General features: G+C 36.0%; 13 protein-coding genes. 9 read left to right on the top strand and 4 right to left on the bottom strand.

The features are described 5' to 3' along the window. Positions 1-374 precede the first annotated feature (374 nt). From OM075_RS22915 to bioD, 8 genes are all read left to right on the top strand, one after another. Positions 375-2,363: a S9 family peptidase gene (locus OM075_RS22915; protein WP_301192892.1), complete on the top strand. Its 1,989-nt coding sequence runs from the start codon at positions 375-377 to the stop codon at positions 2,361-2,363. 74 nt (positions 2,364-2,437) lie between these two features. Continuing rightward, entirely contained in the window at positions 2,438-2,755 is a 318-nt protein-coding gene (locus OM075_RS22910; RefSeq protein WP_301192891.1) for a hypothetical protein, read from the top strand. A 38-nt stretch (positions 2,756-2,793) separates the two neighbouring features. Next, entirely contained in the window at positions 2,794-3,780 is a 987-nt protein-coding gene (gene bioB, locus OM075_RS22905; RefSeq protein WP_301192890.1) for a biotin synthase BioB, read from the top strand. A gap of 201 nt (positions 3,781-3,981) precedes the next feature. Beyond that, complete coding sequence (bioA, locus tag OM075_RS22900) at positions 3,982-5,289, top strand: adenosylmethionine--8-amino-7-oxononanoate transaminase (RefSeq protein WP_301192889.1); 1,308 nt, start codon at positions 3,982-3,984, stop codon at positions 5,287-5,289. Positions 5,290-5,291: 2 nt separating this feature from the next. After that, a complete protein-coding gene (locus tag OM075_RS22895; RefSeq protein ID WP_301192888.1) occupies positions 5,292-6,470 on the top strand; it encodes an aminotransferase class I/II-fold pyridoxal phosphate-dependent enzyme in 1,179 nt (392 codons plus the stop codon). Then, positions 6,467-7,129, top strand: a complete 663-nt coding sequence (locus OM075_RS22890) for a DUF452 family protein (protein WP_301192887.1) — start codon at positions 6,467-6,469, stop codon at positions 7,127-7,129. Before OM075_RS22895 ends, OM075_RS22890 begins: the two co-directional genes overlap by 4 nt. Positions 7,130-7,144: 15 nt before the next feature. Continuing rightward, positions 7,145-7,933: a malonyl-ACP O-methyltransferase BioC gene (gene bioC / locus OM075_RS22885; protein ID WP_301192886.1), complete on the top strand. Its 789-nt coding sequence runs from the start codon at positions 7,145-7,147 to the stop codon at positions 7,931-7,933. A 5-nt stretch (positions 7,934-7,938) separates the two neighbouring features. Continuing rightward, a complete protein-coding gene (bioD, locus tag OM075_RS22880; RefSeq protein ID WP_301192885.1) occupies positions 7,939-8,628 on the top strand; it encodes a dethiobiotin synthase in 690 nt (229 codons plus the stop codon). Between the two features lie 57 nt (positions 8,629-8,685). On the opposite strand, the gene OM075_RS22875 is transcribed toward bioD, so the two are convergent. The 4 genes from OM075_RS22875 to OM075_RS22860 form a co-directional block, all read right to left on the bottom strand. Beyond that, positions 8,686-9,048, bottom strand: a complete 363-nt coding sequence (locus OM075_RS22875) for a septal ring lytic transglycosylase RlpA family protein (RefSeq protein ID WP_301192884.1) — start codon at positions 9,046-9,048, stop codon at positions 8,686-8,688. A 27-nt stretch (positions 9,049-9,075) separates the two neighbouring features. Then, positions 9,076-9,588: a hypothetical protein gene (locus OM075_RS22870; protein WP_301192883.1), complete on the bottom strand. Its 513-nt coding sequence runs from the start codon at positions 9,586-9,588 to the stop codon at positions 9,076-9,078. Between the two features lie 371 nt (positions 9,589-9,959). Next, positions 9,960-10,091, bottom strand: a complete 132-nt coding sequence (locus OM075_RS22865; RefSeq protein WP_301192882.1) for a hypothetical protein — start codon at positions 10,089-10,091, stop codon at positions 9,960-9,962. Between the two features lie 159 nt (positions 10,092-10,250). Continuing rightward, the gene (locus OM075_RS22860; protein ID WP_301192881.1) at positions 10,251-11,348 is read right to left on the bottom strand and encodes a Fic family protein; all 1,098 of its coding nucleotides are present in this window, start codon (positions 11,346-11,348) and stop codon (positions 10,251-10,253) included. Positions 11,349-11,531: 183 nt separating this feature from the next. On the opposite strand from OM075_RS22860, the gene OM075_RS22855 reads away from it, so the two are divergent. Then, entirely contained in the window at positions 11,532-11,822 is a 291-nt protein-coding gene (locus OM075_RS22855) for a hypothetical protein (RefSeq protein WP_301192880.1), read from the top strand. Positions 11,823-11,954 lie beyond the last annotated feature (132 nt).

Here is an 11,954-nt window from a genome sequence, read left to right as displayed (position 1 = left end):
ATTGTCATAAAATACTGATATATAAGGCAAATTTTGCAGGGTTAGCGAGCTAACTCGAAGAATTTAACGCAGTAGATTAGTATTTTAGGGCAAAGAGTAAATGATTCCGCTTATGCGCGCAGACCTCTAACCTAATTACAGCAAACTAACACGCCAGACCAAAAATAAAACATAGAGGTTTTTTCCTCTTTTACAATACAAATTAATGCGTTATATTTAACCCACTTTTAAATACGCATTAATAGTTGCAACCGAACTATTGGTATTTTATCTTGTTCTTTTCTTTAAATCCCAATGTATATTCCATGTTTAACAATGACTATTGGGACCTAATTTTAAATGCCTTATAGCCAACAAACCAAAATTATAAGTAAATGAAACACGTATTTTTATTTTTAATGAGTATTGTATTTATGAACAGTACATATGCCACAAAAAAGGATAGTATTCCTGGTGATACTTCATTGCCATCTACTACAGAAGAATTAAAAGCCCTGGCTAATTTTGAAACAGCCTCCTACAAATATTCTGTTAAAGATTATTTTCAAAAACCATCCAAGAGTGATTTTCAATTTTCTCCTGACGGAAAATATCTATCGTTTAGAGAAAGAGATGAAAATGGGAAACAGCATGTTTACATTCAAAATACCGAAACCGATAAAATAACAAAAGCAATAGTTGAAGGTGATGACCTGGTGCGAGGTTATGGATGGGTTAATAATAATCGTTTGATTTATGTTAAGGATAAAGGCGGAAACGAAAACTATCATTTATTTGCTGTAAACACAGATGGTTCTAATGACATAGAACTTACTCCATTTGACGATGTACAGGTAAATATTCTTGAGTTATTGAAAGAACAGCCGGATGAAATTATCATTCAGATGAATAAAGATAATGCTGAAGTCTTTGAGCCTTATATCATCAATGTAAATAATGGGGAGTTTACAAAGCTATTTGAAAACAAAGATCCCAACAGTCCTATTATGGATTACAACTTTGATAAAGATGGAGTTCTTCGGGCCTATACACGCCAGGTAAACGGAACTGAAATGGAACTTTTATATCGTTCTGCATCTGATAAAGAGTTTGAAGTGGTTGAACACTATGACTGGAAAGGTACCTTTAATATCAGAGGATTTAATTATGATCCCGGAAAACATGATATAGCCTATGTTATATCGAACTTAAACCGCGATAAAGAATGCATTGTTTCTTATGATTTAGCCAATAAAAAACAGCTCGAAGTAGTTTTTGAAAACGAAACATTTGATGCCAACGAAATGTCCCGCTCTCGTAAACGTAATTGGGAAATAGACTATTTTGCTTACGAAGGTGAAAAATATCAGATTACTCCGGTAAGTAAATACTACAAGGCTTTGCACAAAAAATTTGAAAAAGAATTTAGCGGAAAAGACTTTTACATTAACGATAAAACGGATAACGAAGATAAGTATCTGATTTACGTTACCAGCGATAAACTATATGGGGAGTACTATATGTATGATGTAGATTCCAATAAGTTTAAATTACTCATGAACTTAATGCCTCAGTTAAAAGAGGAAGATATGGCTGAAATGCGACCTATTAAATTTAAAAGTCGCGATGGAAGAACTGTGTATGGGTATTTAACCATTCCTAAAGCAGCTGCAGAAGGCAAAAAAGTTCCTATGATATTAAACCCTCATGGAGGCCCTTATGGAATTCGAGACTCATGGGGATTTAACCCTGAAACACAACTTTTTGCTAGTCGTGGATATGCTACCTTACAAGTCAACTACAGAGGGTCAGGCGGTTATGGTAAAGATTTTTATTTAGCAGGAAGCAAGCAAATTGGTCGAGAAATGCTAAACGACCTGGAAGATGGAGTAAAATATTGCATTGACCAGAATTGGATAATCCCTGAAAAAGTGGCGGTATACGGTGGTAGTTACGGTGGACTGGCTACTTTGGGCAGCCTGATAAAAACACCGGATTTATATGTATGTGGTGTTGACTATGTTGGAGTTTCAAACTTATTTACATTCGTTAATTCATTCCCTGCCTATTGGAAACCATATATGGAACAATTCTATGCACAGTGGTATGATCCTGAAAATCCTGAAGAAAAGAAAATTATGGAAGAGGTATCCCCGGCTTTAAATGCTGAAAAGATTACCAAACCACTATTTGTGATTCAAGGAGCCAATGATCCTCGCGTAAATATTAATGAGTCAGACCAAATTGTGAGCAAGCTCAGAGAACGTGGATACGACGTTCCTTATATCGTAAAATATAATGAAGGTCACGGTTTTCATCATGAAGATAATAGAATTGAACTTTACCAATCAATGATGGGATTCTTTGCGAAGTATTTAAAATAACCTATTAGAAACCTGTTCAAAAACACCTTGATAAATTAAAATCAACATTCTTTTTTATCGTAGTTTTGCATCCTATGAATCACAATAAATTAAATATCAAGCAAAACAGACTTCATTTTACACAATGGAGTAACAAAGGCTACGCTGCGTTTTGTAGTATTGGTAAGGTGGTTCATATTGGGAGTTTGGCTATTTCATTAACACAATGGATTGGTAATGTAATTGAACATATTGAAGATATCCTTCGTGTTTGTGATGAAAAAGAATCTGACGATTTAAAGGAGGAGTGCTCAGAAGAAGAACTGTTGCAGCTTATTCCTGTTGTTACTTCAACTCCTGTTGTTTATGGACAAAGTGTAATTATTAGTATTAACAATATAACTGGCCGCTAATGGAATGTAAATTCTGTTAGCGGCTTTTTTTTTGCATTATGGTAGAGCTATTAAAAGAAAAAGTATTACGCGGAGAATCAATTGATCAAATTGAGGCATTGACCTTGCTAAACTGGCCCAACAAAGAGGAAGTTTACGCTGCAGCAAACGAAATACGAATTCATCATCATGGTAACACCATGGATATGTGTAGCATTTTAAATGCGCGTTCAGGCAGATGTAGCGAAGATTGCAAATGGTGTTCTCAATCGGCTTTTCATAAAACAAATATTGAAGAGTATGAACTGGTCGATTTAAAAGAGGCTGAAGAAATGGCCAAAAGCAATGCCGAAAAGGGAGTACATAAATTTTCGCTGGTTACGAGTGGGCGAGCTATTTCAAATCATAATCTTGATAAACTTTGTGGTGTTTACAAAAGCATTCAAAAAAACACCCCTATCCGCCTTTGTGCTTCAATGGGCTTGTTAAAAAAGGACCAACTCCAAAAACTGAAGGATTCCGGAGTGGAACACTATCATTGCAATATTGAAACAGCACCATCCTTTTTCTCTGAATTGGTGAGCTCTCATTCCATGGAAGAAAAAATACAAACCATTAAACAAGCTCAATCTATTGGTATGGAAGTATGTTCGGGTGGTATTATTGGCATGGGAGAAACACCTGAACAACGAATTGAAATGGCTTTTACCCTAAATCAGTTAAATATTCTTTCTATTCCCATTAATGTGCTAACTCCAATTAAAGGCACACAATTAGAAGGTATGGAAAGATTAACTGACGACGAGATACTGACCACCTTTGCTTTATTCCGCTTTATTAATCCCAAAGCTAAAATAAGAATGGCTGCCGGCAGAAATCTTTTTGCACATATTCAGGATAAAGCACTTTCGGCAGGAGTAAATGCTGCTTTAGTAGGTGATTTTTTAACAACCATTGGCAGTAATATCAATCAGGATAAAGAAATATTTACTAAGGCAGGATTTTCCATAGTAAACGAAGATGTGAAAGATACCGCCAATATTTAGCATCATGCTAATCAACTCTCCTCCTTTAAAAAGGAGGAGTCCGGTGAGGTACGAAGCGGGAGGTGGTTTTAAACCAATTCTTATAAGATAAAAAAAACTTGTAATGAAGCAATATAAACCACCTCCCCTCTCCTACGTCGAGGTACTCCTCCTTAACAAGGAGGAGAGTTGATTAACGTAACGCATATAAAACTTAAAATCATGAACACCCCTGAATTATTACAATACGACAAGGAACATATTTGGCACCCATATACATCAACCACCAATCCACTACCCGTGTATATGGTTGAAAAAGCTGAACGATGCACCATACACTTATCCTCAGGTGAAACATTAATTGACGGCATGTCATCATGGTGGGCTGCTGTTCACGGATACAATCATCCGGTATTGAATCATGCTATTGAAGCGCAGTTAAAAAATATGTCGCACATTATGTTTGGAGGGTTCTCGCATAAACCGGCTGTTGAACTGGCTCAAAAGTTAATTAACATGACTCCTGAACCTTTGCAAAAAGTATTTTTTAGTGACAGTGGTTCGGTAGCTGTAGAGGTATCCATGAAAATGGCCTTGCAATACTGGCATAGTAAAAAGGAAAGTCAAAAAGTAAAATTTGCCACTATCAGAAACGGTTATCATGGAGATACCTGGCATGCCATGTCGGTATGTGATCCCAATACCGGCATGCACAATATTTTTAACGGACGATTACCCATCCACTTTTTTATAGATCAACCAACAAGCCGTTTTGATGAAGAATTGGCTAAAGAGGACTTCATTAGCTTAACCCATCTTTTTAAGAATCATCATAAAGAAATGGCAGCATTTATTCTTGAACCTATTGTTCAGGGAGCTGGTGGAATGTGGTTTTATTCTCCAGACTATTTAAAAAAGTTACGAGAGTTATGTAATAAATATAATGTACTTCTGATTGCAGACGAAATTGCTACGGGCTTCGGAAGAACGGGAGAGCTGTTTGCTTGTAACCATGCAGATATCTCTCCCGACATTATGTGTTTAGGGAAAGCCATTACCGGAGGATATATGAGCTTTGCTGCCACGCTGGCTACTAATGATGTGGCCGATACCATTAGCAACGGCAATCCGGGTGTATTTATGCATGGCCCCACATTTATGGGAAATCCACTAGCTTGTGCAACTGCCAATGCAAGCATCGATTTATTACTTCAAAGCCAATGGCAAACAAGGGTGCAGCATATAGAATCCAAGTTAAGTGATGGTTTAGCTTCCTGTAAAAAACTGGAAGTTGTTAAGGAAGTTAGGTGTTTGGGTGCTATTGGTGTCGTTGAACTAACCCATCCTGTTGACATGGCCGTAATTCAAAAAGCATTTGTTGAAAAAGGCGTATGGGTTCGTCCGTTTGGAAAGCTGGTATACCTGATGCCTCCATTTATTATAACAGATGATGAGTTGGACAAACTGTGTGCCGCGATGTATCAGGTGATATATGAAACAATGGAAGTTGAAACTGAAGTAAGCATCTAAACATGGAAAGATTTAAAAACATCATAAATCAACTAGAGCAGCAGGATTTAAAACGATCCCTGAAGTCTATAGAAAATAACACGGATGGATATTGCTATTACAACGGACAAAGAATGCTCAACTTATCATCCAATGATTACCTGGGTTTAGCCACCAATATTGAACTACAGAAAGAGTTTATGAACCACATGGTTTCAAATCCGCATTGGTTATCTTTTGGAAGTGGCTCTTCCCGATTACTCACCGGAAATACAAATCTGTACGATGAAACAGAGGCTTCTCTGCAGAACTGGTATAAAAGTGAGTCGGCCATATTCTTCAATAGTGGTTATCATGCCAACATGGGTATTCTTCCTGCGCTAAGCGAAAAAACAGATTTAATTCTATCTGATAAACTTTGTCACGCCAGCATCATTGATGGTATTCGTTTAAGCAATGCGGATCATGTTCGCTATCGACATGCTGATTATGAACACCTGGAATCTATTCTTAAAAAGCGTCGCCATCAATATGATAAGGTATTTATTGTCAGCGAATCCGTTTTTAGTATGGATGGTGATGCTGTTGACCTGCAACAACTCGTCACTCTTAAAGAAAAATACAATGCTATTTTGTATGTCGATGAAGCGCATGGAGTTGGAGCACTGGGAAAAACCGGATTAGGTTTATGCGAAGAGCAGAATGTTGTAAATAAAATCGACATTATAATTGGTACCATGGGCAAGGCCATGGCTTCTGTTGGTGCTTTTGCAATTTTAAATCAAACACTGGGTCAGGTTCTGATCAATAAGGCTCGTACCTTGATATTTACAACGGCTTTGCCTTCTATCAATATGGCATGGAGCAAATTTATTATCGATAAAATGCCAGCATTTTCCATTTACAGAGAACACCTAAAAAATCTTTCTGCACAGTGTAATCAAAATATCAATAACTTAGGCTTTAATGTTTCTCAAAGCTACATCATCCCTATTGTTGTTGGCGAAAACAAAATAGCAGTAACCTTAGCGGAGCATCTTCAGTCCAAAGGATATCTGGTATTTCCTATCCGACCACCGACAGTGCCCCAAGGTACTGCACGACTCCGGATTTCTTTAACAGCAAATTTAAATCCTCATCTCTTGAATCCATTTATTCACGAGGTCAAATCCTATTTAGTACAAGAACTGCACTTATCATGAAATACAAATGGATTAATAATCAGAACAACTCCAACCTCATCCTCTTTTTTAATGGATGGGGATGTGATGAACACCAGGTCAAACATCTTAAAGCAGGTCAACAAAACGTGCTTATGATTTATGATTACACATGTCTGCATCTTGATGAAAAAGTTTTAAATGAGATAAATAACTATCCTGAAGTTTCAATCATAGCATGGTCGTTTGGCGTATGGATGGCCCAATACATAAGCAAAAATTGTGATTTGAATATCAATAAGGCTATTGCGATCAATGGCACATTACAACCGGTACACGATAAGTTTGGAATTAGTAAATCTATTGTTCAGGGAACTTACGAGCATTTATCAGAAAGAAATCTGATGAAATTTCAGCGAAGAATGGTTGGAGGGAATGAGGCCTGGAAACAATTTGAAGCCAACAAACCTCAACGCACATTTGAAAATCAAAAAGAAGAACTTGGTGCTGTGATTCAACATTTTGACTTGATGGTTGATGAATCTTCTATTTACAACAAAGCTATTATTGGTACTACCGATTTAATTTTTACTTGCGACAATCAAAAATCGTATTGGAAAGATAAAGCTGAAATGAAGGAGATTAACTCACCCCACTTTTGTTTTTACAGATGGAATGCTTGGAGTGAAATATTAATATAGCATAAACCAGACATAATGATGATATACTCAGAACCCACAAAACAAACATTTGACAAAACCCTTTTGCAAAAAAGATTTAGCTCTGCTGCAAAAACATATAACAGTCATGCCATTGTGCAACAAGAAATGGCTCGTAAACTGGTTGCTTTGGCTAAGTGCAAGATTCCAACCACTCTGGATAACACACTTGAAATAGGCTGTGGAACAGGATTATTAACTTGTGAAATTGTAAAGCATTATTCGATTTACAATTATATGGCGAATGATTTAGTACAAGAAGTTGAACCTGCTATCAAAGAAATAATCTCTGCAAAGAAAAACACTACCTATCAATTCTTACATGGAGATGCTCAACAATTGTCTATCACAAACAAACAAGATGTGATTTGGTCGGGTGCTACCATTCAATGGATTCGGGATCTTGATCAATTCTTTGAACAAACCTCATCCTTATTAAAACCAGGAGGCTATTTTGCCTTATCATCTTTTAGTACTAACAACTTTATTGAGATAAAAACCCTAACCGGGAAAGGCATAGAATACCTAAGTTTAAAAGATGTTGTTGTAAAAGCAAGCAAACATTTTAAAATCATCAATCAACAAAGCTGGTACAACAAACTTTGGTTTAATACTCCATTAGAGGTTTTAAAGCACATGCGACATACAGGTGTAAATGGTATTTCCAGCACCAAATGGACTAAAAAAGATTTAGAAAATTTCTCAATGGGTTATCAGCAATATCTCGAGGAGAAAGGCTTCCCCCTAACCTATCACCCTTTTATTTTAATACTAAAAAAGATTTAAGAATCATGTCAACATATTTTATTACAGCAATAGATACCGATGCTGGAAAATCAGTAGTCACAGGACTTTTAGCCAAAACCCTCAAGCATAAAGGCACAGATATCATCACTATGAAGATGGCTCAAACCGGATGCACACAATATTCTGAAGATATTGAAACTCATCGAAAATTAATGGGATTACCTTTATTGCCTGAGGATAAAAATGGAGAAACCTGCCCTTATTTATTCAAGTTCCCGGCATCTCCTCATCTTTCTGCAGCTATGCAGTGCGAAAGAATTGACGAAGACAGAATTATTCAGGCTGTTAGAGAAATTGAAATGCAATATGATACTGTTCTTTTAGAAGGTGTTGGTGGTTTAATGGTTCCTTTAAATGAAGACACCATGGTTGTGGATTTTATTCAGCAAAATGATTTTCCGGTTATATTAGTTACATCAGGAAAATTAGGTTCAATAAACCACACTTTACTTTCGCTTGAAGTATTGCAAAAAAGAGGCATTAATGTTTACGGTGTAGTTTATAATCATTACCCCATTACAGAACCGGAAATTACCGAAGACTCTGCGAAAACTATAAAAAAATTGATGAAAGCATATTACCCTGATGCATTGTGGGCAGAAGTACCTTATGTGAATTTGGAAGAAAATGAAACGGTGTTAGATTTATCTGAGGAGTGGTTTGAACAAGGTTAAAGGTAGAAAGGTTAAGGATTAAAAGGTGTTTCCTGCATACTGAACATGTGTTGAAATTCACTGCTCTTTTTGAACCTCAATTTCCACATCAATAACTCCATCATTTATTCCGTCAAGTGTTTCCATGGCACTTTTTGAAAGGTCGATAATTCTGCCCATGGAAAACGGACCTCGGTCATTAATGCGAACAACAACACTTTTACTGTTTTTCAAATTAGTGACCTTTACTTTAGTTCCGAATGGTAATGTTCGATGTGCTGCGGTTAGTAAGATTGCCTGATATGCCTCCCCACTGGCAGTTTTCTTTCCTTCAAAATGATCTGAATAATAAGATGCCTTCCCTTTCTCTGTATGCTGAGCATCAACAGCAACAAAGACAACCAATAAAAACATCAATAAGGAAAAGAATCTTTGCATCATCTTATAGTTATTAATTCAACCACCTCATCAGTATTCCACTTTTACCAACTCTCCATCTTTATCTACTACATAAAACTCGTAATAAGGAATAAGCTGGTTATAAACATCATCGTAGCGATGCTTTTGATGTTTATATATCTCTCGTCCGTTCTCTTTATTCACCAATAATAAAAAGTGACGCTTTTTTCTTTCGTTTAAAATAAATGTTTTTGATTTAACAATAAACGATTTGAATTTGTAGGGTACGCCTTTATAAACAAACCCATACTCCTTAAGCTGATCCGGTGTATAATTCTTATAAAACCCACGTTTTTCTTCTTTAAAAGGAGCTTCAACAAATGCCATTTCTGCATTAAACATTCTTGGAGTAAATGATATTGTCCACATTCTTAAAGCAGAATTATATATATTAAGATAGCCCTGCAAAGTATCATTTTCAATGGTTATGATATATCCACTTACTCTTTTTGCATTGGCATCAAATGCTCCAGCAGTAAATAATGCAAGAACAAACAATGTTGTATATAAAATATTCTTCATAAACTTTATAAATTACGGATGGCCTACTATTCATAAACCGATCGTAAAAGTATAATTATTTCTATTCTTTCTATCATTTATATGCGAATCAACTATTGGATTGATCTGATTCAAAAGGCTCATTTCTTTATACAAAAAATATGTGCCTATGCCCTTTAGTTATTGTAAGTTGGTTTCTCCCGGTTCCGTTCAACAACGAAACAACGTTCTTAATGACCCTTTAAATTATACTGGTCGATACTTGTATTTTTTCGGGATTGGTATGCAGATTATATTGCTTTCTGCCTAACCACAGGCAAATGCGGGAAATAAACTTCCAATTTACAACAATCCCAACCCTGAAATATCACATGCTGTTACCTACTGGCATTTTATTTTTTAAGTTCATAATTTGTACTTCTTCCTCCAGCTGGTTCTTTTTGTAGTACATCTTTATTTATCAAATCATTAATATCTCGAATTGCAGTATCTTTTGAACATTTTGCAATTTTTGCCCATTTCATTGAAGTCAATTTACCTTCAAATCCATCCAGTAATTTATTTTATACCTTTTTCTGTCTTTCGTTAATAATTGTTTTTGAATGTTTGTTCCAAAAGTCTGCTTTTAACAGAATGCAAGCAACCCTGCATTAGAGGCTAAGTGTTAGAGCTAGTGCTTTCTTCTACAAATCCACCAACTCATAATTCGTGCTCCGTCCTCCTGATTCTTCTTGTTTTAAAATTCCTTTTTCTATTAAATCCTTTATATCTCTCAATGCAGTATCTGATGAACACTTAGCAATCTTTGCCCATTTTGATGATTTCAGTTTTCCGTCAAACCCATCTAATAATTTGTTTAACATCAATCGCTGTCTGCCATTCAAATCTGTTTCCTTATGTTTATCCCAGAAGTCTGATTTATACAATACTTTTTGCATCGTTTCTTCTGTTGTTTTCAATGCCATGAATAAGCTATTCAAAAACCACACTAACCATTCTGTTATATCTCCACTACTGTGTTGAACTTTCTTTAGAATTTCATAATAGGCTTTTCTCTCAACCAAAATTTGACTAGAAAGGCTATAATATCTTTGGGAACTATCATCTGATAATGCGAGCAATAAATCAGAAAGTGCCCTTGCAATTCGTCCATTTCCATCGTCAAAAGGATGGATTATTATAAACCAGAAATGCGCAATTGCAGCTTTAAGGACGCTATCTATTTTAGATTCATTATTAAACCAATTTAGAAAGATGTCCATATTTTCTTTCACTTCTTCAGGAGCAAGAGCCTCAAAATGGACTTTTTCTTTTCCCATTGGGCCGGAAACAATTTGCATAACTCCTGTTCTATAGCAAGCAACATCAATCTTATGCATTCCACTTCGTCCTGTTGGAAATAATGCAGCATGCCAACCAAGTAAGCGTTCTTGATCAAGTGGTTGTTTGAAATTTTGTGTTGCATCTAACATCATTTCAACGACCCCTTCAACATCCCTATCCGAATATACCATGCCTGCATATTCTATTCCTAATCTTCGAGCAATCGATGAGCGGACCTGATCGTAATTTAGCTTTTCACCTTCAATTTCTGAGGATTTAAGAACATCCATTGTTAATGTTGACAACATTGCCTCCTCCTTAACAGAAAATCCTAAAGCCTCCATGCGCCCTAAAATCATTCCTTGTAAGTGACGTACTTTCCCTAATAAAACCTGAATTTCCTGTTCATCCCACGTAAAATTAGGCCAATTGTCATATTGATAGATATATTTTGCCATTGCTCATTTTCCTTTATGCGGTAAATATACCAATTATTCACCGCACATATAAGGCGAATATGTCAATTATTTGTCGCAAATGGAAATTTCTGGTTCTGCGAACGCATTAGCTCTAATGGATTGGGCATATGCACCGTGCGGGAATTGAAATAATACGCCCTTAATTTAATGGCTCTAAGCCCAATGATTTTACAGATTGTAGCGTATTTATTTGAAATTCAAATCAACGAAAAACCCAGTCGCAGCTCTTTCAAACACCTGGTATATGGTTTAAGAGCCAAGTTTTCTATGTTTAAAAATGTAGAGCTATTACGCAATGACTTAAAAGTAACTTTTCATAAACTAAAACTTTCAAGAGCTCAGGTACTTGAATTAAAGTTTGGTAAACGTTCCTGTCTTAGTTGTAAAGATAGTGGTGGTGAGCTGGCTTTAATACTTTCTTATCCTGGTAAAAGGGCCCCTCATGCTTCCTGATATTTGCAGCAAGTCTCTATTTACCAACAAACTAACAAATATGCCTTTAAGCGTAAATGGGAATGCTATATCCTCTTGTTAAAATAGTGGTTAAAAAACAGTATTACAATTAAATAACAAGTGCGATAAATT

Origin of the sequence: Plebeiibacterium sediminum, assembly GCF_026013605.1 — a bacterium.
Lineage (GTDB): Bacteria > Bacteroidota > Bacteroidia > Bacteroidales > Marinilabiliaceae > Saccharicrinis > Saccharicrinis sediminus.
The sequence above is the reverse complement of the archived record's forward strand: the minus strand, read 5'-3'. Positions and strand labels throughout refer to the sequence as shown.

Bases quoted from the DNA above. Each gene is read 5' to 3' on its own strand.
- OM075_RS22910 (WP_301192891.1), top strand. From the start codon at position 2,438: ATGAATCACAATAAATTAAATATCAAGCAAAACAGACTTCATTTTACA.
- OM075_RS22890 (WP_301192887.1), top strand. From the start codon at position 6,467: ATGAAATACAAATGGATTAATAATCAGAACAACTCCAACCTCATCCTC.
- bioD (WP_301192885.1), top strand. From the start codon at position 7,939: ATGTCAACATATTTTATTACAGCAATAGATACCGATGCTGGAAAATCA.
- OM075_RS22865 (WP_301192882.1), bottom strand. From the start codon at position 10,091: ATGAAATGGGCAAAAATTGCAAAATGTTCAAAAGATACTGCAATTCGA.
- bioA (WP_301192889.1), top strand. From the start codon at position 3,982: ATGAACACCCCTGAATTATTACAATACGACAAGGAACATATTTGGCAC.
- bioB (WP_301192890.1), top strand. From the start codon at position 2,794: ATGGTAGAGCTATTAAAAGAAAAAGTATTACGCGGAGAATCAATTGAT.
- bioC (WP_301192886.1), top strand. From the start codon at position 7,145: ATGATGATATACTCAGAACCCACAAAACAAACATTTGACAAAACCCTT.
- OM075_RS22855 (WP_301192880.1), top strand. From the start codon at position 11,532: ATGATTTTACAGATTGTAGCGTATTTATTTGAAATTCAAATCAACGAA.
- OM075_RS22915 (WP_301192892.1), top strand. From the start codon at position 375: ATGAAACACGTATTTTTATTTTTAATGAGTATTGTATTTATGAACAGT.
- OM075_RS22860 (WP_301192881.1), bottom strand. From the start codon at position 11,348: ATGGCAAAATATATCTATCAATATGACAATTGGCCTAATTTTACGTGG.
- OM075_RS22875 (WP_301192884.1), bottom strand. From the start codon at position 9,048: ATGATGCAAAGATTCTTTTCCTTATTGATGTTTTTATTGGTTGTCTTT.
- OM075_RS22870 (WP_301192883.1), bottom strand. From the start codon at position 9,588: ATGAAGAATATTTTATATACAACATTGTTTGTTCTTGCATTATTTACT.
- OM075_RS22895 (WP_301192888.1), top strand. From the start codon at position 5,292: ATGGAAAGATTTAAAAACATCATAAATCAACTAGAGCAGCAGGATTTA.